23 protein-coding genes are annotated in these 21,482 nt (G+C 62.0%); all 23 read right to left on the bottom strand.

The features are described 5' to 3' along the window. Positions 1-5: 5 nt before the first annotated feature. Positions 6-1,058 (bottom strand): hydrogenase expression/formation protein HypE, encoded by a 1,053-nt coding sequence (hypE, locus tag J3P73_RS35350; protein ID WP_207580384.1) that lies wholly within the window; start codon positions 1,056-1,058, stop codon positions 6-8. Next, entirely contained in the window at positions 1,055-2,212 is a 1,158-nt protein-coding gene (gene hypD / locus J3P73_RS35345) for a hydrogenase formation protein HypD (RefSeq protein ID WP_207580383.1), read from the bottom strand. Before hypD ends, hypE begins: the two co-directional genes overlap by 4 nt. Further along, positions 2,209-2,436 (bottom strand): HypC/HybG/HupF family hydrogenase formation chaperone, encoded by a 228-nt coding sequence (locus J3P73_RS35340; protein WP_018517060.1) that lies wholly within the window; start codon positions 2,434-2,436, stop codon positions 2,209-2,211. Before J3P73_RS35340 ends, hypD begins: the two co-directional genes overlap by 4 nt. Then, positions 2,427-4,706, bottom strand: coding sequence for a carbamoyltransferase HypF (gene hypF, locus J3P73_RS35335; protein ID WP_018517059.1), 2,280 nt, complete (start codon positions 4,704-4,706; stop codon positions 2,427-2,429). Before hypF ends, J3P73_RS35340 begins: the two co-directional genes overlap by 10 nt. A gap of 3 nt (positions 4,707-4,709) precedes the next feature. Then, positions 4,710-5,582 carry a hydrogenase nickel incorporation protein HypB gene (gene hypB, locus J3P73_RS35330; RefSeq protein WP_207580382.1) on the bottom strand — a complete coding sequence of 291 codons (873 nt, stop codon included), beginning with the start codon at positions 5,580-5,582 and terminating at the stop codon, positions 4,710-4,712. Continuing rightward, on the bottom strand, positions 5,582-5,923 hold the full coding sequence (hypA, locus tag J3P73_RS35325) for a hydrogenase maturation nickel metallochaperone HypA (protein WP_026242366.1): 342 nt from the start codon (positions 5,921-5,923) through the stop codon (positions 5,582-5,584). Before hypA ends, hypB begins: the two co-directional genes overlap by 1 nt. Then, positions 5,916-7,028, bottom strand: coding sequence for a nickel-dependent hydrogenase large subunit (locus J3P73_RS35320; protein WP_018517055.1), 1,113 nt, complete (start codon positions 7,026-7,028; stop codon positions 5,916-5,918). The genes hypA and J3P73_RS35320 overlap by 8 nt, the downstream gene beginning before the upstream one ends. Continuing rightward, positions 7,025-7,549: a [NiFe]-hydrogenase assembly chaperone HybE gene (gene hybE / locus J3P73_RS35315; RefSeq protein WP_018517054.1), complete on the bottom strand. Its 525-nt coding sequence runs from the start codon at positions 7,547-7,549 to the stop codon at positions 7,025-7,027. Before hybE ends, J3P73_RS35320 begins: the two co-directional genes overlap by 4 nt. Beyond that, the gene (locus J3P73_RS35310; RefSeq protein WP_018517053.1) at positions 7,539-7,751 is read right to left on the bottom strand and encodes a rubredoxin; all 213 of its coding nucleotides are present in this window, start codon (positions 7,749-7,751) and stop codon (positions 7,539-7,541) included. Before J3P73_RS35310 ends, hybE begins: the two co-directional genes overlap by 11 nt. Beyond that, positions 7,748-8,596: a hydrogenase expression/formation protein gene (locus J3P73_RS35305; RefSeq protein ID WP_018517052.1), complete on the bottom strand. Its 849-nt coding sequence runs from the start codon at positions 8,594-8,596 to the stop codon at positions 7,748-7,750. The genes J3P73_RS35310 and J3P73_RS35305 overlap by 4 nt, the downstream gene beginning before the upstream one ends. After that, complete coding sequence (locus J3P73_RS35300; protein ID WP_027667916.1) at positions 8,593-9,042, bottom strand: thioredoxin domain-containing protein; 450 nt, start codon at positions 9,040-9,042, stop codon at positions 8,593-8,595. Before J3P73_RS35300 ends, J3P73_RS35305 begins: the two co-directional genes overlap by 4 nt. Before the next feature lie 168 nt (positions 9,043-9,210). Next, positions 9,211-9,507 carry a HypC/HybG/HupF family hydrogenase formation chaperone gene (locus J3P73_RS35295; RefSeq protein ID WP_018517050.1) on the bottom strand — a complete coding sequence of 99 codons (297 nt, stop codon included), beginning with the start codon at positions 9,505-9,507 and terminating at the stop codon, positions 9,211-9,213. Positions 9,508-9,513: 6 nt separating this feature from the next. Further along, on the bottom strand, positions 9,514-10,179 hold the full coding sequence (locus J3P73_RS35290; protein WP_245002807.1) for a HupE/UreJ family protein: 666 nt from the start codon (positions 10,177-10,179) through the stop codon (positions 9,514-9,516). Between the two features lie 11 nt (positions 10,180-10,190). After that, positions 10,191-10,799, bottom strand: coding sequence for a HyaD/HybD family hydrogenase maturation endopeptidase (locus J3P73_RS35285; protein WP_018517048.1), 609 nt, complete (start codon positions 10,797-10,799; stop codon positions 10,191-10,193). Continuing rightward, positions 10,800-11,519, bottom strand: coding sequence for a Ni/Fe-hydrogenase, b-type cytochrome subunit (gene cybH, locus J3P73_RS35280; protein WP_018517047.1), 720 nt, complete (start codon positions 11,517-11,519; stop codon positions 10,800-10,802). Positions 11,520-11,532: 13 nt separating this feature from the next. Beyond that, the gene (locus J3P73_RS35275) at positions 11,533-13,323 is read right to left on the bottom strand and encodes a nickel-dependent hydrogenase large subunit (protein WP_207580381.1); all 1,791 of its coding nucleotides are present in this window, start codon (positions 13,321-13,323) and stop codon (positions 11,533-11,535) included. Positions 13,324-13,346: 23 nt separating this feature from the next. Then, complete coding sequence (locus J3P73_RS35270) at positions 13,347-14,429, bottom strand: hydrogenase small subunit (RefSeq protein ID WP_207580380.1); 1,083 nt, start codon at positions 14,427-14,429, stop codon at positions 13,347-13,349. Between the two features lie 281 nt (positions 14,430-14,710). Then, complete coding sequence (locus tag J3P73_RS35265) at positions 14,711-15,409, bottom strand: SDR family NAD(P)-dependent oxidoreductase (protein WP_065284337.1); 699 nt, start codon at positions 15,407-15,409, stop codon at positions 14,711-14,713. Beyond that, complete coding sequence (locus tag J3P73_RS35260; RefSeq protein ID WP_207580379.1) at positions 15,406-15,990, bottom strand: 2-hydroxychromene-2-carboxylate isomerase; 585 nt, start codon at positions 15,988-15,990, stop codon at positions 15,406-15,408. The genes J3P73_RS35265 and J3P73_RS35260 overlap by 4 nt, the downstream gene beginning before the upstream one ends. A 258-nt stretch (positions 15,991-16,248) precedes the next feature. Then, positions 16,249-18,168 (bottom strand): methyl-accepting chemotaxis protein, encoded by a 1,920-nt coding sequence (locus tag J3P73_RS35255; protein WP_050566336.1) that lies wholly within the window; start codon positions 18,166-18,168, stop codon positions 16,249-16,251. 182 nt (positions 18,169-18,350) lie between these two features. Beyond that, complete coding sequence (locus J3P73_RS35250; RefSeq protein ID WP_018517042.1) at positions 18,351-19,517, bottom strand: ABC transporter ATP-binding protein; 1,167 nt, start codon at positions 19,515-19,517, stop codon at positions 18,351-18,353. Between the two features lie 78 nt (positions 19,518-19,595). Continuing rightward, the gene (locus J3P73_RS35245) at positions 19,596-20,621 is read right to left on the bottom strand and encodes a Gfo/Idh/MocA family protein (RefSeq protein WP_028756217.1); all 1,026 of its coding nucleotides are present in this window, start codon (positions 20,619-20,621) and stop codon (positions 19,596-19,598) included. A gap of 27 nt (positions 20,622-20,648) precedes the next feature. Next, on the bottom strand, positions 20,649-21,482 hold the full coding sequence (locus J3P73_RS35240) for a carbohydrate ABC transporter permease (RefSeq protein ID WP_207580378.1): 834 nt from the start codon (positions 21,480-21,482) through the stop codon (positions 20,649-20,651).

The raw sequence follows: 21,482 nt of genomic DNA, 5'->3' as shown, positions 1-21,482 counted from the left end.
CGCCCTCAACAGATCCGGGGCAGTTGTTCGCCCGAAAGCCAATCGACGATCCGGCCGCCGCCGAACGAGGTCACCATCTGCACGAAGTAATTGTCATCGGCCACGACATGGCCGATCAACGCCGCCTCGGCTCCCAGCGGATGGGCGTGGATCGCCGCGAGCACGGCGTCCGCGCCCTCCGGCGCGACAACCGCCACCAGTTTGCCCTCGTTGGCGACATTGAGCGGATCGAGGCCGAGGAACTCGCAGGCGGCCGCCACCTCGGGCTTCATGGGAATGGCTTCCTCGTCGATCCGGAAGCCGACCCGCGACTGGCTGGCGATCTCGTTCAGCGTCGCTGCGATGCCGCCGCGCGTCGGGTCGCGCATCAGCCGGATATGCGCGCCGCCGGCTGCGACCATGTCCGCCACCAGCCCGTGCAGCGCCGCGCTGTCGGAGACAATGTCCGTGTCGAATTCGAGGTTCTCGCGCTTCGACATGACGGCGACGCCGTGGTCGCCGATCGAGCCGGATATGATCACCGCATCGCCGGGCCGGGCGGCGTCCGAGCGGAGGTCGAGCGCATCCGGAGCCATGCCGATGCCGGCCGTCGAGATGAAGACGCCGTCGGCCTTGCCGCGCTCAACCACCTTTGTGTCGCCGGTGATAATCGGCACCCCCGCCTCGCGGGAGGCCGCGCCCATGCTGTCGGCGATGCGTTCGAGATCGACGAGCGGGAAGCCTTCCTCGATGATGAAGCTCGCCGAAAGATAAAGCGGCACGGCGCCCGCCATGGCGATATCGTTGATCGTGCCGTGGACGGCAAGCGTGCCGATATTGCCGCCAGGGAAAAACAGCGGAGAGACGACATAGCCGTCCGTCGTCATCACCATGCGGCCGCCCGGCACCGAAAAGGCCGACTGGTCATTGCCGGCCCGCAGCCAGTCATTGTCGAAGGCCTTGTGGAAGATGCCCTCGATCAGTTGGCCCATGGCGCGCCCGCCCGCGCCATGCGAGAGATCGATGCGGCCGTTCGCGACATCAAGCTTGCGTTTGTAGGCCTTGATCATCATGTTCATGCGACCGCTCTCCGCGCATCAACCTGCCGCACCTTTTCGCGGAAGCGGCCATAGGCCCAGTGCGCCGCGCAGGCGCCTTCCGACGAGACCATGCAGGAACCCATGGGTGTGTCCGGCGTGCAGACCGTACCGAACAGCTTGCAGTCGGCCGGCTTCTTGACGCCGCGCAGGATCGCGCCGCATTCGCAGGCCGGATTGTCCTTCGCGGCGGGCGTGACCATCGAGAAGCGTTTTTCGGCATCATAGGCCGCATATTGTGGCCTGAGCCGCAGCGCGCCATAGGGCACTTCGCCGAGCCCCCGCCATTCGAAGCTCTCCCGGAGTTCGAAGAAATTTGCGACCTCCGCCTGGGCCTTCTCGTTGCCGAGGGCGGTGACCGCGCGGATATACTGGTTTTCCACCTCATGGCGGCCATCGTTGACCTGCCGCACCAGCATCAGGATCGCCTGGATAACGTCGAGCGGTTCGAAACCCGCCACCACCACCGGCTTGCGGAACTCCTCGGCGAAGAACTCATAAGGCTCGGTGCCGATCACCGTCGAGACATGGGCGGGACCGATAAATCCATCGATCTTGATCGTGCCGAGCTTTCGGACATCCGGGCTTTCGAGGATGTTCTGGATCGCCGCGGGCGTCAGAACGTGATTGCAGAAGATCGAGAAATTGCCGAGCCCCCTGGCGATTGCCGCCTTGAGCGCGAGCGCGGTCGTCGGTGTCGTCGGCTCGAAGCCGATCGCGAAGAATACGACCTCGCGGTCGGGTTCGGCATCGGCGATCCGCAACGCATCGAGCGTCGAATAGACCATGCGGATGTCCGCACCGGCCGCCTTGGCCTTCAACAAGCTCGAACCGTTGGAGCCCGGTACTCGCATCAGGTCGCCATAGGTGCAGAGCGTGATTTCCGGCCGCATGGCAAGCGCGATCGCAGCATCAATGCGGCCGATCGGCAGGACACAGACGGGACATCCCGGCCCGTGGATCATCCGCACATTGGCGGGCAGCAGGTCCTCAAGGCCGTAGCGGGAGATGGCATGCGTGTGGCCACCGCAGAATTCCATGAAGTGATAGGAGCGCGCGGGGTCGGCGAGCGCGGTGATTTGCCGGGCAACGTCCTTGGCGAGGCTGCCGTCGCGATATTCGTCGATATATTTCATGCCGCATCTCCCATCGCAGCTTCGCGGATCAAAGCCAGCGTCCTCTCCGCCTCCTCTGGATCGATCTTCGCCAGGGCATAACCGACATGGAGGACGACATAATCGCCCACCTTCACATCATCGACGAGCGCCGTCGAAACGATTTTCGAGACGCCGTCGAGCGTGACCTTCGCCATGTTGTCGGGCAGCAATTCCTTAACCTGGACAGGTATGGCTAGGCACATGTCCGGTTCTCCTCGATTGATGCATGTTCGTTCATGATGACCTGCCGCGCATAGGCGGCCTGGCCGAGCGCGATACCGCCGTCATTGGCGGGCGCGAGACGCGGCAGGCTGGGCTCGAGGCCACGCTCCCTCAGAGCCCGCGCGAGGCCCGCCGCAAGGACGCGGTTCATCATGCATCCGCCGCCGAGCGCGACCTGCCGGGTGCCGCGCGCGGCCGCGCCCCTGGCCGCCCAATCCGCGAGACCCGCGATCAGCGTGCCGTGAAAGACGTCGGCGGCATCGGCGCCGCAAGGACGACCTTGTTCAGCGAGGTGCAGGATGAGCGGCCGGAAATCGAGCGTACCATCCCCAATCGAATAACCGCCGGCAAGGCAGCGCGGTGCCCGAACCAGCGCCTCGAACTCCATCGCGGCCTGCCCCTCGTAATCTTGCACGAGGCGAACACCCGCTATCGCCGCGGCTGCGTCGAACAGCCTGCCGAGGCTGCTGGTGACCGGAGTGCGCATGCTGCGCGAAAACATCGCCGTCAATTGCGTTACGCCTGAATGACCCGGCCAGAGCTGTGGCGCGAGATCGATGCGGCCGGCCGCCTGAAGCGCCGCGACACCCATGCGCCAAGGCTCCCGCGCCGCGCGATCGCCACTCGGCAGCGGAAGGGGCATGAGTGATCCCGCCCGCTGCCAGCGATGGTGGTCAATCACGACTATTTCGCCGCCCCAACTCGTGCCGTCGGTGCCGAAGCCGTGACCGTCGAGCGCAAGTCCTAGAACCGGCCCGGAAAGGCGATGCTCCGCCACCACGGCAGCGACATGGGCAAGATGATGCTGGACCGGCACAATCGGCAGGTTCAAGCCTTCCGCCGTTCGCACCGAACGGAAATCCGGATGCAGGTCGCAGGCGGCGAATTCCGGCTTCACGTCGAGGATCGAACAGAGATGGGCGATTACCTCGCGCTGGAAGCGGATCGCTTCGGCATTGTCGAGGCCGCCGATATGCTGCGACAGAAACGCCTCCCGGCCACGTGTAACGCAGATAGTGTTCTTGAGGTCCGCGCCGGTGGCGATCACGGAGGGGCCGTCCGCGCCAAGATCGACCGGCTCCGGCACGAAGCCGCGGGCGCGGCGAATGAAGGCCGGGGCGCCATCGATCACCTGCATGACGGAGTCGTCAGCGCGGACGACGATGTCGCGGTCATGGGTAACGACCAGGTCGGCGATCGCGACAAGGCGCCGCCCGGCGTCGTCATTATCGGCTACCAGCGGCTCGCCGCCGGGATTGGCGCTGGTCGCGACCAGCGCGGCGTGACAGTGCGGCGAAGAGCGGGAGAGCTCGTCGAGCAGCAGGTGATGCACCGGGGCATAAGCGAGCATGAGTCCTACCCGCGTGAGCCCGGGCGCGATCAGGCCAGAGAGTTCGCCAGCACGGGCCGCGACGAGAACGATCGGGCGTGCTGGCGAGATCAGCAACGCCTCTTCGGCTTCGTTCGGCCGTGCAAGCTGCCGCGCCGCCTCAATGTCGCGAACCATGACGGCGAATGGCTTCTGGTCGCGCGCCTTGCGCAGCCGCAACAGGCCGATCGCCCCATCGTTGCGGGCGTCGCAAAGCAAGTGGAAACCGCCGACGCCCTTGAGCGCAACGATCGCGCCGCCTTCGAGCCGCGCGGAGATTTCCTTGATCGGATGACTGAGCCTCGGCCCGCAATTAGGACAGGCGACAGGCTCGGCATGGAAACGCCGGTTCTCCGGATCGACATAGTCCGCGGCGCAAGTCCGGCACATCGGAAACGACGCCATCGAGGTGTGAGCCCGGTCATAAGGCAGGGCGCGGGTGATGGTGAAGCGCGGGCCGCAATGGGTGCAGTTGACGAAGGGATAGCCGAAGAAGCGGCTCGCCGGATCCGTCAACTCTCGACGGCATCCGTCACAGGTTGCGGCGTCGGCGCCGATCCTGGTCGCACTCCGACCGCCCAGGCTTTCGAGTATCTCGAACCGCTCGCCGCCAGCAGGGACCAGTTCGAGGACATCGATCGAATCGATGCGGGCGAGCGGCGGCGCCTGCGTCCTGACCGCTTCGGGGAAGTGGTTCGCGTCCCTACCCTCGATCTCGATCAGCACGCCCGCGCTATCGTTCAGCACGAAGCCGGAGAGCCGCATTGCCCGAGCGAGCCGATAGGCAAAAGGCCGGAAACCGACGCCCTGCACGGCGCCGCGCACCCGGAGCCTAAGCCGCCGGACCGGGCTTTCGATCTGTCGTGCAAGCGACGGCGTCATACTTCAAGCCACCTTCGAACGAATTGCCCGGCGCGCCGCGGACACTTCGAGCCAGGCGTAGAACGCCTCCATGCCCTCTCCGGTGCGAGCCGACACGGTTAATGTCTGCAGGCGCGGATTGACGCGCAGCGCGTTGGCGATGCAGAACCCGGTATTGAAATCGAGATGAGGCAGCAGGTCGGCCTTGTTGAGGATCATCAGGTCGGCGGCGGCGAACATGTCGGGATATTTGAGCGGCTTGTCCTCGCCTTCAGTGACCGACAGCACAACCACCTTGTGCGCCTCGCCGAGATCAAAGGCGGCGGGACAGACGAGATTGCCGACATTCTCGATAAAGAGCGCCGAGCCGGGCTCGGGCGCGAGATCCTCGACCGCGTGGCCGACCATATGGGCGTCGAGATGGCAGCCCTTGCCGGTATTGATCTGGATCGCCCGCGCGCCGGTCTCACGGATACGCGCCGCGTCGTTCGAGGTCTGCTGGTCGCCCTCGATGACGGAGATCGAGAGGCGGTCCTTGAGGTCTTTGATTGTCCGAACCAGCAGGCTGGTCTTGCCTGAGCCGGGACTGGAGACAAAATTCAGCGCGAAGACGCCCTGGCGCTCGAAATGTCTCCTGTTCTCGGCCGCATAGGCATCATTCTTGGAGAGGATGTCCTTCTCCACCTGGATGATCCGCTCCTGGCTCATGCCCGGCACATGCACGCCGGCGATGCCCTTGCTATAATGGACGCTGCCGTCCTCGGCGTCGTGGTGGTCATCATGATCATGATCGTGATCGTGGTGACCATCGTGATGATGATGGCCGTGGCCATCATCTCCAACCTCATGCGTGTGGCCCTCAATGGCCGACGTTCCGCAGCCGCATACCGTGCACATCAGATCACCTCCATGTCTCTGATCTTCAATTCGTCGCCTGCCGTCATCTGGACGCGATGCCGTCCGCAGTCCGGGCAGGCGCCGAACCGCTCCTCCAAAGCTACCGTCTTGCCGCAATCGAGGCACCAACCCTCGCCAGCGATGCGATTGATCTCGAGTGTCGCGCTGTCGGCGACCGTACCATGCCGCACCGCCTCATAGCAGAAGATCAGCGCGTCGGGATTGACATGGCTCAATACGCCGACATCTAGCCGGACCGACTTGACCCGCGTCGCGCCGTTCTGCCGCGCCGTCTCACAGACGATTTCGATCACGCTCTCCATCAACGACATTTCATGCATCGGCAGCCTCGCGAACGTTGATTTCAAAGGCCACGCAGGGGTCGAACAGGACCGCGAGCCGGGATATCGATCGGACCGCGGCCTCGTCGGCCCCGACCGGTGACGACAACAGCGTCTCGACGAAAGGGCCAGCCGGATGAAAATTCCACTCGGTCGGAGCAAGAATGCGATAGGCTGCGAGCCTGCCGTCACCGCCGATTTCGATCTGATGATAGAGCCTGCCGCGCGCGCATTCCACCGCGCCATAGCCGCCCGCGCCCGGCGTCGGGCCGCTGCAAGCGAGTGAAGCGCAGTCGAAGTCGCCGGTCCTCGCGAGAGCGGTGAGCTGCGTGAGCGAGATGCGGACATCGCCGATCCGGGCCCGGAGGCGCCGCGCCAGATGGGGCGCCTCCGGGAGGCCGGCGGACGCGGATCGGGCATAGGCTCCTGTCTCCGCGATGCGGCCGGAAAGATGCGGCAGGCTGGCATAGCCGGCTTCGTCGCGAAGCCGCGCCACGACCTCAGCGTCGTCACTGATAGTCAGCGGGTCGGGTCGTCGACCGGCGAAGACGTGGTCGTCCTCGACATCGCGCAAAATCGCCGCGCAGGCCGTCTCCGGCAACGGCGTGTCGCCCCGGCCCGGAATCCCGAGCGCCGTGGCCGCCGCTGAAAGCCGCTCGGCCGCGGCCGCCAATCGCGGTCGGCTGGTTCTCCCAGCCTTGGCATGCGAGATGATCGCCAGCGAGGCGGCCAGCGCCTCCCGGAGATGTCTGCCGGCATCCGCTGCAAAGCGCTCTGGCAGCGGCGTCGGCCACTGAAGGATGAGCGCGCGCAAGGTTTCGAAAATCCGCTCGGCGAGCAAGCCGGCACTGGCGCCGAGACGCTCCTCGTCGTTCATCGCCAGATCCGCCGCGGCGAGGACGGCGAGCCGCGCCGCCACCGATTGCGCAAAGCCGCAAAGCGAAAAGACCTGGCCGGCGAGAACGGGCGCCTCCTCGGGCTGGCGGCCGACGAACATGCGCGTCAGCCCCCGCGGGCGGTTCGCCTTCACCGCAACGGAACAGGCGAGCGCGCGCGACACCGTCACGTCGATCCCTATCGTGCCGGCCCCGAGAAGGAATGTCATTCCGATGCCTCCTCGCGCCCGCGGAAATGTCCGCGCAGCAGGTCGCGCCGATTGACGGCCGCGGGTGGAGCCGGCGGCGGTTCGAGCGTGGCGGGATCGAAGAAGGCGCGGACGGCTTCCTCCGCGGTTTCCAGCGCGGCTTCCATGGTCGCGAACTCGAAGACCGGCGAAAACAGCGAGCAGGAATCGATCCGGCCGATCGCATCGAGTTGGCCAGCGATGAATTCGACCTCGCCCGCCGGCAGGTTGACGCGCAGGGTTGTGCCCGTGGCGGCTGGGCCGGTGGGCACGCCATCTGGCAGGTCGGCGGCCACGAGGTTCATGAACCAGGGCGTGGTGACGATGCCGAGGGCGCGTCCGCCATAGGTCCGGAAGCCGGTCGCGGCGACGCCAAGCGCGGGGTTGCAGATAGGCACGTCAGCCATCGCGGTCGCATAAATCTCCCGGTAGCGCATCTCGAGCTGCAGCCCGAGCGCCAAAGCCGGATCGATGGCCGCGACATCGTGCGACTCAGCGTCCATCGCCAAGCCTCATGAACTTCGACTGCAGGGCATCGCAATTTGGGCATCGCCAGTCCTCGGTCAGATTGGAGAACGGGGTGCCTGGCGGGATCTGCCAGACCGGGTCGCCTTCGGCGGGATCGTAGACATGCCAGCAGATCCCGCATTCCATCCGGTCGTCGGACACTGTCTCGCGCTTGCCGAAATTCTCGAAGGCGCTCATTTGAAATAGGCCTCCCAGATGTCCCGCAGTCGCGCCTCGGAGTCGCGGAAATCCTCCTCGGCGGCGATGGCGACCGAAGGAATGTTGCAGACCTCCAGCGTGTCGAGGATGATCGTGTCCATGGCGTTGTAGAACTGAACCGACCAGACATTGCGCGCGCCGGTCGCCACGACGCGGCAGGTGCCGTAGCCGCGCGAGGTAAGCTGCACCGGTCCGGCCCCCAACGCATCCTGCAGGAACGCCATGTCCTCCGGGCTCATCGGGAAAAGCGAGAAGGTGATGACATGGGCCGGATCGCCGTCGCGGTACCGGGCGATGCGGTCGCCGATCTCGGTCAGCACGGGCATGACGTTCATGGCGCCCGCCGGCGCCGGTCCGTGGCTAATCGATGCGGGCAGCCCCGAACACGCCTGCCGGACGGCGGCGGGAATGCTCGCCACCTCGATATAGTCGGCAATGAGCCGACCATCGACGTCGGTGAAGCGGATGCGCCAGACGCCAGCCATCACGGCCTCCTGCATCTGGGCCGTGACGCCGTTCGCCAACGCAGCGACGCCGGCCACCTCGCCTTCACCAAGGGTCTGGGTTATCAGTTCCCTGTCGTCGTCGGGGAAATCGGTGATGTCGAACAGCCGGCCCGGCTGCTCGGCCTTCTGAACCGCGAGCGCATCGGCGAGCTCCGGCAGGAGCATCGCCGTCCGCCGGCATCGACGGATCATTTCCTCGGCGCTGCTCGTGGCGAGAAAATTGAGCTTTCGGGCGCGAAGTGGCGGTTCGGCGCCGATCGGCATCACCGTCATGGCGGCGCCTTCGCCCTCGGGGGCAACCCAAAAACCAGCCTTCATCGCGCGATCTCCTTGCCGGCATGGGTGATCTCGACCTTCGGCCCGCCCGAGGACACCATGACCGGCACGTCGGGCGACAGCCATGCACTGATCTTCTCGACATATTCCGACCAGTCGCGGATCTTGCCGAGCACGCCGACCGGCTGGTCCCGCCGCGTCACGACGAGGCTCGGCATGACGACGACGTTGAAGCGCGCCTTAAGCTTGTCCTCCGTCGCACGGCGAACCACCGCGCCCCGCAGGCGGCCACGGAAGACCTGCATGAGTTCTGGAAGAACCACGGCGACATCATCGGCCTCGGGCCGTTGCGCCGGATCGCCGGTGAAGAACAGGACGGCATTGTCGGGCTCGCCCGCAGCCGGGGCGAGGAAGGCATCGATATTCGTCTCATCGACGACAGGTAGGTGCGCCCGCTCGCTCAGGGCGCGGACCAGGGCAGATGGCATTGTCTCCTCCACAAATCACGATGCAAAACATTGCGAATGATGATCTGCAAACGGCGTGCCAGACTGAGGAAAGTAGGATTCCATTGATCTGGAAGGGAAATTTTCGCTAGAGGAAAATATCGCCAACATCTGGGTGGAAACTCAAATTCCATTTTGGAAGTTCTCTTTTCACTCGCCGCGCAAATGCGGCGGCAATTCCGGCTCGCGGGAAATGAGATCGGCGAAGAGCATATCGAAGGCTCTTCCCTCCACCGCTTCGGCAAGTCCGGCGAGCGCGTCGTCGATTGCGCGGGCCTCGTCGGCATCGAGCACGCGGATGGCCGAGCCGAGATGGGTGAGCAGATGGGTTCCGGGCGCCTGCGGGCCGACCAGCATCAGGGAAATCGAGGAGATCGCGCCATGGCGCTCGCATTGCGCGATGAACTCGCTGCCGACGACGACCCGCATGGGAATGCCGATGCACATGACGCTCTATCTCCGTCCGAATCTAGTGAAATCGGGAGCCACGACGGAGCAGGGGTGCCCACGCGGCTCACGGAAGGCCTCAGCCTTGGGAGTGATTCGGCCGACCAGCAGTGCCGCGCCGGCCAGGGCGACGGCCCCGCCGGCCACCCGCGCGACCACCTGTCCGGCTTTGCCGAACCTCAGCGAAGCCAGCCCGATGCCGAGGACGTGCAGGATGACCGTCGCAGCCAGGAAGCCCGCCACGTAGCCCGTCGCGTTTGACATTGTCGGCAACTCGATGCCATGGACGTGGCCGTGGAAGAGCGCGCATATGCCGACGACGATCGCGGCCACCGGGGTGGGAATCTTCACCTCGAAGGCCACCAGCAAGCCGAGCATCGCCACGGTCAGCGCGAATGCAGTTTCGACCATCGGCAGCGCGATACCCTCGATACCCAGGACGCCGCCACCGGCCATGACGATGACGAAGGCGGAGGGCACGATCCAGACGGCCTTGCCGCCCAGCGTCGAGGCCCAGAAGCCGACCGCGACCATCGCCAGGATATGATCGAGGCCGCTGAACGGATGGTTGAGACCCGCAAGCGTGCCATCGGCGTGCAGCCCGACATGGGCGTGGGCGATGCTCGGTAGCGCCAGCGCGGCGAGCGTCGTCGTAATCTTACTATACTTCATGGATGTCCTCCTCAGCAGTTCAACGCGGCCGGTTCGGCACGGCGCTCGTAACGTTCGAAATCGATATCGTGTTCGAGGAGCGGCGGAACCGCCGCGCCTTCCGGGCGCGCCGTGACGGCGACACCCCAGCTTCTCAATACTCGGACCGCCGTTTCGATGGCCGCGGGTATGACTCCCCTGACCGGCGCCGTCAGCGGGCCACCCCAATCCTCGAGATCGAGTGGCTGGCAGCCAATCAGGGTCAACCGCTCCGGATAGTGCCCCATGAAGTCGGCGGCACTCAGCACCTCCTGGAAGCCGGTCTGGTGCAGGCTCATCTTCTTGGCGCCGGTGAATTTCGGCACTTCGTCGTCTTCCACCACCTTCATCGTGCCCGGCTCGAGGCCGTAGTCGATCGCATCGAAGACGATCAGCCGGTCGTGCTCGTTGACGAACTGCACGAGATAGAGCCCCTGCGTGCCGCCATCGAGAATGGTGACATTGTCGGACAGTTCATAGGCTTTGTGGAACGCCTCGACCGCGCGCACGCCAAAACCCTCGTCGGCCCAGAGGATATTGCCGATGCCAAGCACGAGAATACGAGGCGCCGGCGGAGGTCCCAGGGGATACGGGATGGTCATCTAATCCTCCCTGTCCTTGAAGAGCCGTTCACCCGAGATCATCGACGAGATGATGCTCTGCCGGCTCATAATGTCCTCGCGCACCGCCACATAGATGTGGACCATCACGAAGACGAGGATCACCCACATGCCGAGATGGTGGTAAGTGTGGATGTCCTGGCTGTTCGGCCAGATCGAGAACACCCAGCCGAAGAGCGAATATTCCCAACTGTCGCGGCCGGCACCTTCGCTATAGAGTGCAAAGCCGGTGATCGCCATGAACAAGAGCGGCAAAGTGAACATCAGGAACATGGTGAACTGGGGGAGCGGATTGTGGCCGACATATTTCTTCGGCTGCCGCACCAGAAATGTATACCAGCCCACCTCATGCAGCCATTCCTTCCAGAAACGGCCGCTCCAGAACGGCACGTAGAAGATCTGCCGGGCATGGACGTTGCCGACGAAGGCCCAGTAGACCCTGAGGATCAGGAACACGGCGAGGAGCTGCCCCGCCGCGAAGTGGATGAAACGGATATAGCCCATCAGGAAGTTGGCGCTCGCCTCGCCGGGCACGGAAGGAAGCGGCGAGCCGATGAAGTAGCCGGTCAGCGCGAGCGTAAGAATCGAGAAGGCGTTGATCCAGTGCCAGATGCGCACCGGAGCCTCGTAGACATAGACGCTCTGGCGCTCGATGGCCTTTTCGCCATGGGCGTCGGCGGCGAGTGTTTCGTGGATAGTCATGACCGAACCTCCCTTATCGGACCCGGACCCTGGCCATTTCTTGCCCATCCGGGCTCATGACATGCGTCGAGCACGCCAAGCACGGATCGAAGGAATGGATGGTCCTGAGGATTTCGAGCGGCTGGGTGGGATTGGACATCGGCGTATCCATCAGCGACGCCTCGAAGGCGCCGATATTGCCGGTCGGGTCGCGCGGGCTACCATTCCAGGTGGTGGGGACAACGCACTGGTAGTTGTCGATCTTGCCGTCCTTGATCCTGATCCAGTGCGCGAGCGCGCCGCGTGGCGCCTCGGTGAAGCCGACACCCTTGACCTCCTTCGGCCAGGTTTCCGGCTTCCACTTGTCGACAAAGGCGGTGTTCGAGTCTCCGGCCTTGATGTTGGCGATCAGCTTGTTCTGGAAATAGCGCATCTGGTAACCCGCCCACTGCGATTCCAGCGCGCGGGCCGCCGTGCGGCCAAGCGTCGAGAAGAGCGCCGTAACCGGCAGGCCGAGGTCCTTCAGCACCTTATCAACCGGGTCCTTGAACTCGGCCTTGTTTTGAGCATAGCCGATCACCCAGCGCGCCAGCGGCCCGACTTCCATGGCATTGCCGCGCCAGCGCGGCGCCTTGATCCACGAATATTTGGCGCCCTCGTCGAGCTGCTCGATGTTCGTCTTGGTGCCCTTGGCGTTGGGGCCGAGTTCGTAATGCGGCTCCGTGATGCCATCCCAGGGATGCAGGCCCTTGGACTCGTCGGGATACTTGTACCAGGAGTGGGTGACGAATTCCTGGATCTGCTCGGGATCTGCATGATCGACGGGGAAGACTTCCGCGAGGTTGCCGTTGATGATCGCGCCGCGCGGTAGCTTGAGGCTCGCCTCCGAATAATCATTGGCATGTTCCGGCACGTCGCCATAGGCAAGCACGTTCTTGCCCGAGAGACCGCCGCCATAGAGCCAGTCCTTATAGAACGAGCCGATGGCCATGATGTCGGGGACATAGACCTTGTCGTTGAACTCGATCAGTTGGTCGATGATCGAGGTGACCATGTTCAGCCGTTCCATGTTGATCGCGCCGACGGCACCGGTGCCATCGACGTTGATCGGACAGGGCACGCCGCCGACGAGCCAGTTCGGGTGCGGGTTCTTGCCGCCGAAGATCGTGTGGATCTTGACGATCTCCTTCTGGAAGTCGAGCGCCTCGAGATAGTGCGCCACCGCCATCAGGTTGGCCTCGGGCGGCAATTTGTAGGATGCGTTGCCCCAGTAGCCATTCTTAAACGGACCGAGCTGGCCCGACTCGACAAATTTCTTGAGCCGCGTCTGGATGTCCTTGAAATAGCCCGGCGACGAGAGTGGCCAGTCGGATATCGACTGTGCGAGCGCCGAGGTTGCCTTCGGATCGGCTGAGAGCGCCGAGACCACATCGACCCAGTCAAGCGCATGGAGGTGATAGAAATGCACCACGTGGTCATGGACCTGAAGCGCGAGCTGCATCAGGTTGCGTATCGAATTGGCATTGTCCGGAATGGTGATGCCGAGCGCGTTTTCGACCGCGCGCACCGAGGTCAGCGCATGCGTTCCCGTGCAGACGCCGCAGATGCGCTCGGTGAAAGCCCAGGCATCGCGCGGGTCCCGATTCTTCAGGATCACTTCGATGCCGCGCCACATCGTGCCGGTCGACACCGCGTTGCGGATGATGTTGTTCTCATCGACATTGACCTCGACCCGCATGTGACCTTCGATGCGGGTGACGGGATCGACGACGATGCGCTTGCCGGAATTGTCCAGCGTGAAGCCGTTCGGAGTTTGAATCGTCATGATGGTGTTTCCCGCCCAGAATGTTAAGCGTCAGCTTTTTCGCGCTTGGTGGTCAAGCGCTTGACGGCGGTCACCGCGGCATGTGCCGCGATCGCGCCGCCCACGACACCGGCGGCGGTCATGCCGACCTTGTCGGCGTTGGCCTCGATGCCGAACTGGTGGATGTTGGTCAGCCGGTCATAGAAGCTGCCATTGTCCCAGAAGCCATCCTCCGAGCAGCCGATGCAGCCGTGGCCCGACTGGATCGGGAAGGAAACGCCGCCGTTCCAGCGCACGGTTGAGCAGGCGTTGTAGGTAGTCGGGCCCTTGCAGCCCATCTTGTAGAGACAGTAGCCCTTGCGCGCGCCCTCGTCGTCCCACTCCTCGACGAACTGACCGGCGTCGAAATGCGGACGGCGATAGCACTTGTCGTGGATGCGCTGCGAATAGAACATCTTCGGCCGGCCCTGCCGGTCGAGTTCGGGGAGCTTGCCGAAGGTGGTGATGAAGGTGACGACGCCAGTCATCACCTCGGCGATCGGCGGACAACCTGGGACCTTGATGATCGGCTTGTCGAGGACGACCTTGTCGATCGGCGTCGCCTGGGTCGGGTTCGGCTTGGCCGCCTGGACACAGCCCCAGGAGGCGCAGGCGCCCCAGGCGATGATCGCCATGGCGTCCTCGGCCATCCATTTCAGCTTCTCGACGAAAGGCTTGCCACCGTCGATGCAGAACATGCCACCCTCGTTGAGCGGCGGATTGCCCTCGACGGCGAGGATGTACTTGCCCTTGTACTTCTCTTTGGTCTCCGCAAGGATCGACTCTGCCTGGTGGCCGGCCGCGGCCATGATCGTATCGTCATAGTCAAGCGAGATCATCGACAGCACGACGTCCTTGACCAACGGATGGGCCGATCGGATGAAGCTCTCCGAACAGCAGGTGCATTCGAGGCCATGCATCCAGATGACCGGAACACGTTCCTTGGTCTCAAGCGCCTCCGCCATAGCGGTCGCCGCACCCGGGCCGAAACCGAGGCTCGCGGCCGTCAGGCTGCAGAACTTGGTGAAACTGCGCCGGGTTATCCCCTGGCGGCGAATGACGTCATAAAAAGTCTCGGCAGTTGCCATCTTGCTCCTCCAGCAATCCCATCCCCATCACATCGCTCAGGATGACATCCCGGCTCTGTCATGAGTGCTGCAAGAAGCGGACCAGTTCGAAAATGACCCTCAAATTTCGCGGTAAATAGTTGATATTTAATGTTTACCTTGAGGATGGCGGCGGCAAGAGAACCGGATAAGCGGGATTGAACTCGGCGCATCAAGCAGACAATGGCGACGTCACTTGTAGACTTTGTCATCGCCTTGCCTGTACCGGTCTGCAGCTCCCTACCTGATGCTGAGCCCTCCGGTCACCAAGGCTCGCGGAAGGGCCGCAATTCCGTCAAGAACGACCAGGCCGAACGCGGCTGATGGGTGACGTGCCAGACCTCTTCGGCGATGTCTGATGGCCGTATGAAAAAGTCATCTGGTTTGTCCGCGAACCGCGCGCGGGTCCAAGGCAAGTCGATAACCGCGTCGATCATCATGAAGGACGCATGTACACCCCGCGGGCCCATCTCGCGGGCAATGCACTCCGTCAGAACGCGTTGCGCCGCCTTGCTTGGCGCAAAGCCGGCAAAGGCGGCCTTGCCGCGGTATGCCGCGGTGTTGCCAGTCACCAGCAAGGCGCCGCCCCCTGCCACCTCCATTCGCGGTGCAGCCCACCTGGCCAGTTGTAGCAGTGCCATGACGTTGATCTGGAAATTCTGCTGAAGGACTTCCGGTTCGATGTCGAGGAAATTGCCGAAGGCCCCGCCCACGGCGTTGTGGATCACCACCTTGGGTGCGCCGGCGCGTTGCTCGATGGTTTCAAGGGCGGCTGCGAGCGCTGCAGGGTCGGCCACATCGCAGGGGACTGCAAAAGCGTTTGGAAGTTCGCTCTCAAGATCGCTCAAGCGTTCGGCTGTGCGGGCTAGCATGGCGACCTGGTAGCCGCCGTCATGGAACCGCCGAACCATTGCCGAGCCGGTACCTGGCCCCACCCCGGTGATGATAACGAGCGGGTTCATGCGGCGCGCGCCAGATGACCCTGCATGAAGTGCAGGCGGTCATTGCCGAAGAACATCTCGTCACCCACGAATAGGGTCGGCGCGCCAAAAACGCCGCGCGACACCGCGTTTGCGGTTGCCTCGTCCAGCAGGTCCTGCGCCGCCGGCTCGTCCATTCGCTCTGCAAGTTCCTCGGCGTCGAGACTGGCGGCGCCCAGCACGGCGGCGACCTCTGCTGCCGTCGCCAGCGGTGCCGGAGCCGACCGTATCGCGTTGAAGATCGCTTCTACCGCCGTGGGCATAGCGCCCAGTTGCCCAGCCACCAGCGTGGCGCGCAATAGCCGGCTGGCATCGATCTCCAACAGCTGGGGGTGCCAGTTAAGCGATACCCCATAATGGACCGCCCACCGCTGAATATCGGTCATCACATAGCGACCCTTGGGTGCGCAGGTGATGCTCGTTGGCACGTTCCCCACCTGTTTCATCAGGTCCCCGATTTCTAAAGGATGGAAGGCGATCTCGACATCCATCTTGCGAACCTGGGACAGGGCCAGGAAGCTGTAGGGACTGCGATAGTCGAAATAAAAGTCGAACGTTCTCATCGAGGCTCCTTGAAGCAATCCGTCGTTATACAAAATGTTCATCGTCGAAGCCGGCTGCGATCTTGGCGAGATAGACGGAACGCCGGCCCAAGGCCGGTCGTAGAAAAAGATGGGCGTCTAGGGCAACTGACGGTCTGCCTTGGCCATTAGCATACAAATAAAGGAAGGGTTCAAGGCGGGTCGCCTGTAATACCGGACATTACCCATCGCTTTTATTACAAGCCGCACTCGCCGATTTTATCAGTGAAGGCTATTTTGCTATCCACCTTTGACGGATGAACCGACTTTACGGGGAGCGTCAAAAGGGTCTTTGTCGGCCTGTGTCAGCGTCATCGCGGCGGGTGGCTCTCTATCGAAGAGAATGACGCTGCCATGCAGCTTGTCGCCCGCGTCAATCTGAAACTCCGCCACAATCCCGCGCAACTGTTTTACCTCGATGGCAAGTGCCGTACTTGCAGCCGTGGATTCCTCGGACATGGCTGCATTTTGCTGCGTAACCTGATCCATTTGATTGACTGTCCGGTTGACCTCAAAAAGGGTTGCGGACTGCTCGTTGGAAGCGGCGGTGACGGCATCAAGCTGAGTGTTGATCAGGACTATCTGGTCCACGATGATCTTGAGCGCCTCGCCGGTATCGCGGACCAGCTTGACGCCACTGCTGACCTCATCAACCGAATTGAGGATAAGATCCTTGATCTCTTTTGCTGCATGCGCAGAGCGTTGAGCAAGCTCCCGCACCTCCTGGGCAACCACTGCGAAACCTTTTCCTGCCTCGCCGGATCGTGCCGCCTCGACGCCTGCGTTGAGCGCCAGAAGATTGGTCTGAAACGCGATTTCGTCGATGACCCCGACAATACTGGAGATCCGCGAGGATGACCGTTCGATGCGTTGCATTGCCGCGACAGCGCTGGAGACCACTTCCCCGGAGTGGCGCGCCGACTTGTTTGCCTCGATCGCAACATGTCGCGCCTCCGCTGTGCGCTTTGAGGAACTGGCGACGTTCTGGGTAATTTGATCCAGCGCGGCGGCGGTTTGCTCCAGTGAAGCAGCCTGATGCTCTGTGCGGCGTGACAGGTCCTGCGCGCTCAAACTGATTTCCTGAGCGCCATCATCTATCGATTCAGTTGCGTTCGACACAGCTCTCAAGCTCTCAGCGAGTTGGGCAACAGCAGCATTGAAGTTCGCCCGCAACGGTTCGAAGTCCTCGGCGAACTTGTCGTCGAGGCTGAACACGAGGTTCCCGTCGGCGAGATGCCTTAGGCCCTCTGCAAGCCCGGACGTTGCCTCCGCCATATCCCGCGCTCGCTGACGCTCGGTCTCGGCGAGACGCGCACGTTCAATCTCATTTGCGCCACGACTTGTCTCTGCATCCTTTCCGAGATCGCGCGCCCTTAATTCGTTGTCCTTGAAGATCTGTACTGCCCGGGCCATCGATCCGATCTCGTCGCGGCGAATCGTTCCCTCGACAGTCGAAGTGAGATCGCCGTCGGCTATGACCTTCATCGTCGTAACCATCTGCTTGATCGGTTTGACCAACCAGGCGCGAATTGCGAGAAAGCCGAAACACGAGACAGCGAAGAGTGCCGCAATAGCTGTTCCCAAACTCAGCACGGACGTGTCACGGACAACGCTTGAAACGTCAGCACGCTTTTGCTCTGCGTCCGAAGCGAGTTTTTCCGTGACGGATGTGAATCTCGGTGAGATGGCAGCAAAGGCGGGTTGGCAAAGAGTGAGATAGAGTTGCTGCACCATGGCAAGCTCGGCTTCACTAGTTGCGCCGCGACCAACTGCGATGGCTGCACCACACGTATCGGTCAGGACGGAGAATCCATCGGCCTTCAATTTCGGCAGTTCGCTCTGCTCAGGAACGGCAGCGATCGCCAGATCCATGAACCTGACGAAGTTTTCTCGTGCGTCATTCAAGCCAAATTCTGCGCGCGCCCTCGCCTCTTTCGACCGCGTCATCACCATGTCGCTGATGCTGGCACGCGCTATTTCCAGACTTCGGTTCGACTGGGTCAAGCGAAGTGCTGCAGATGCATCTTTGTCGAGAAGCTCCTGATAGCTGTCGTTAACTTTCAACATTTGCCGGCTCTGATAGAACGTCAGACCGAGTGCCATGACGCCAAAGACGGCCATGATGATAAAGAACTTACCGACAATGGAAATGTGTTTCACGGGCCACTCCTCTAAGCTCGGTGTCACTTACGGCGGATGGATGTTCAGATTCTGATGGTTTGATGTCTCGAGTTTTAAAAAAATGGCTGCCGCCGACCTCGTAATCGACGACAGCCAAGTTGCCTGGGAGGGCAGGAGAAAAGAGTTGAAACCCCAGCTGGCGATATTTCGTGCACGTTCTGTCAGTCGCGGATCGCAGCCCCCGTTACTGGGTCGAACCAGTGCAATTTCTCCAGGTCGACTGTCAATGGCAGCACCTGATTGGGTCGAGGTGTCAGCGCCGGTGGTATACGCGCCACAAGCCGGTTCTTACCCTTATTGGGAAAGTCTTCGGTATCCTCAGCATCGTTGATATTGACCGGCGGTGAGGCGATGTCGAAAAACACGAAAGTGTCGGCTCCAAGCGCTTCGGCAACCGGGATCTGCTCATTGAACAACGCCTCGGCCTCGGGACAAACCTTGAACATCTCCGGGCGAATTCCAACAATGACTTGTCGCCCGGCAAAGACCGACAATGCTGGCTGGGCGGGGATGGAGAAGGATATATTCGTCCCGGTAATCGCAGCTTTCAGCGTCCCGGCTTCCGCTGTCAGCTCGATGCGTACGAAATTCATGGCGGGCGAACCGATGAACCCCGCGACGAACAGATTGGACGGCTTGTCGTAAAGCTTCTGCGGCGTGTCGATCTGCTGAAGATTACTCTCCTGTCCGTTAAACACCGGCTTCAGCACAGCCACGCGATCGCCCATGGTCATAGCCTCGACCTGATCGTGGGTCACATAAAGGGTTGTGACGCCGAGCCGCTGATTAAGCAGCTTCAGTTCACCGCGCATCTGCACGCGGAGCTTGGCATCCAGGTTGGAAAGAGGTTCGTCCATCAAGAAGGCCATGGGATGGCGAACGATCGCTCGACCCATCGCCACGCGTTGGCGTTGACCACCAGACAATGCCCCCGGTTTGCGCTCGAGATAGCGCGCGAGATCAAGCATTTCGGCTGCATCGCGCACCAGCTTGTCAATCTTGTCCTTGGGCATTTTGCGCTGCTGCAAGCCAAAAGCCATGTTGTCGTAAACAGTCATATGAGGGTAAAGCGCGTAGTTCTGAAAAACCATCGCAATATCCCGGTCCTGTGGCTCGGTCTCGGTGACATCGGCGTCATCCATGAGCAGCCGACCGCTGTTGAGCGTTTCAAGACCCGCAGCCATCCGCAATAAAGTTGACTTGCCACAACCCGACGGGCCGACCAACACGACGAATTCTCCGTCCGCGACCGAAAAACTTACATTCGCAACAGCAACGGTTCCGTCCGGAAAGGTCTTGCCTATCCCATCAAAGGTCATGGACGCCATTTTTATCTACTCCCAGTATTTTTGGGCGAGGCAAGCCGAACTGTTATGCGGACATGCCCCGCGCCTTTGGTTCCGGCTTTATCCGATGTTCACAGCCTTGCCGGTCGCAACGGATTCCTCGATGGCGGCCAGGATCTTGGTGTTTGCCAGGCCGTCCTGCGCATCTGCCAGCAGCGGAGCGTCACGCACGACGCTATCGACAAAGCGAGCAATGGACTCCAGGACAAAGCCGCCGATACGCGTCGCGCCGGTGGGCGTTATGCCGATATAGTCATTGTATTTCAGTCCGCCGTCGACGATACGGCGCAGGCCGCCGCTATGGGTCGGGTCTGCCTGGATCTGGCCCTTTTCACCAACGAACTCGACCTTGAAATCGACGAGCGAGGGATTGTCGCGCGACAGGATCCAGCTGTTCTCCATGGTCACGACCGTGCCCTTGGAAAATTCAAGGATCGACGCATGGAAGTCTTTCGTATCCACGCCGCCGGCAGACAGTGTCCCAGAGCGGGCGACGGAGTAAACACGCACGACCTCGTCTGCGAGAATGAAACGCAGGACATCAACGAGGTGGCTGCCCAGGAACCAGAGTGCCGAAGACTTTGCAGCCCAGCTCAGCATTTCGAACGGAACGAATGTCGTATTCGAAAGACGCGCGGTCCCGTGTTTGGCCAAGCCGATCTGACCGTCCTGGATCATGTCGCGAACCTGGGCGAGGATGGGATTTACACGGTTGTGGAAATCAATCATCAGCTTGCCCTTGGATTTTGCGGCAGCCGCCGCAATTTCCTCGGCTTCACTCACCGTCGTCGCAAGCGGCTTTTCGCTCAACACGTGTTTGTCAGCTTTCAGAGCGGCGAGGATTATCGGCGTGTGGGTAAAGTCGGGTGTCGCAACCGAGATCGCATCGATCTGATCGCTGGAGATCAGCTTCTGATAATCGGTGAAGGCCCGCGTTGCGCCGTAGGTTTCCTTCATCTTCAGCGCCCTGCCCTCATCGAGGTCGCAGACGCCGACCAGCTCGGTCTCCGGCAAGACATTAAAGGTGTGGGCGTGATTGCCGCCCCAAAGACCGGCGCCAATGACGCCCATTCGCAGTCTGCTCATTTCATTACTCCATTCATAAAGGGAAGCTCAGCCCTTCACCGAACCAAAGGTGAGGCCTCGTACGACGTATCGATCGAAAACAAGGAAGATGATCATCGGAGGTATCATCGCGAGCACTGCTGCGGCGGCGATGTAGTTCCAGGTCACTCCGCTCGTTGCGAAATATCCAAGTGTTCCGATCGGAAGAGTGGCGGTCGAGCGTGAGCTCAGCACCAGCGGAAAAGCGGCATTGTTCCATGCGAACACGAAGGCGAACATCGACGTGACAATGATGCCGGGACGTACGATGGGCAGCGTGATCCGCAACATGATCGTGTACCAGCGGGCGCCGTCGACCCGGGCAGCCTCCTCCAGTTCCACCGGCACTTCATCGATGAAACTCTTCATCAACCAGACGGAAAACGGGATCGTCAGCGTCTGCAGGACCAGGATCATGGAGAAATAGGAACCCTGCAGACCGATGCGCGTGATGAGGATGAAATAAGGGATCAGGAATGCGACCGGCGGGGCCATCAACAGCCCGAGATACCACAACATGATGTTCTTCTTGCCGCGGAGCTTGAAACGGGACAACGCATAGGCCGCAGGAACCGAAAAGGGCAGATTGAGTAGCACAGCACCAATCGCGACGATGAGGCTGTTGACCAGTTGCCGCGCATTGGTGCCCGGATCGACGAGGATGTGCCGGAATGCGTCGAGATTGGGCTCGAATGTGAGTTGCGGCGGCATGGCGAACGCCGTCTCGGCCGGCCGGATCGCAAGGGCGATGAACCAGAGGATCGGACCGACGAAGATTGCCAGGAAGAGGAGGCCGGCGGCGTAGGTGAGTGCCGTGTTGAAGCTCGTGTGGCGCCGGGACAT

Source organism: Rhizobium ruizarguesonis (assembly GCF_017357285.1).
Lineage (GTDB): Bacteria > Pseudomonadota > Alphaproteobacteria > Rhizobiales > Rhizobiaceae > Rhizobium > Rhizobium ruizarguesonis.
Note: the sequence above shows the minus strand (reverse complement) of the source record. Positions and strands in the feature narration are given on the sequence as shown.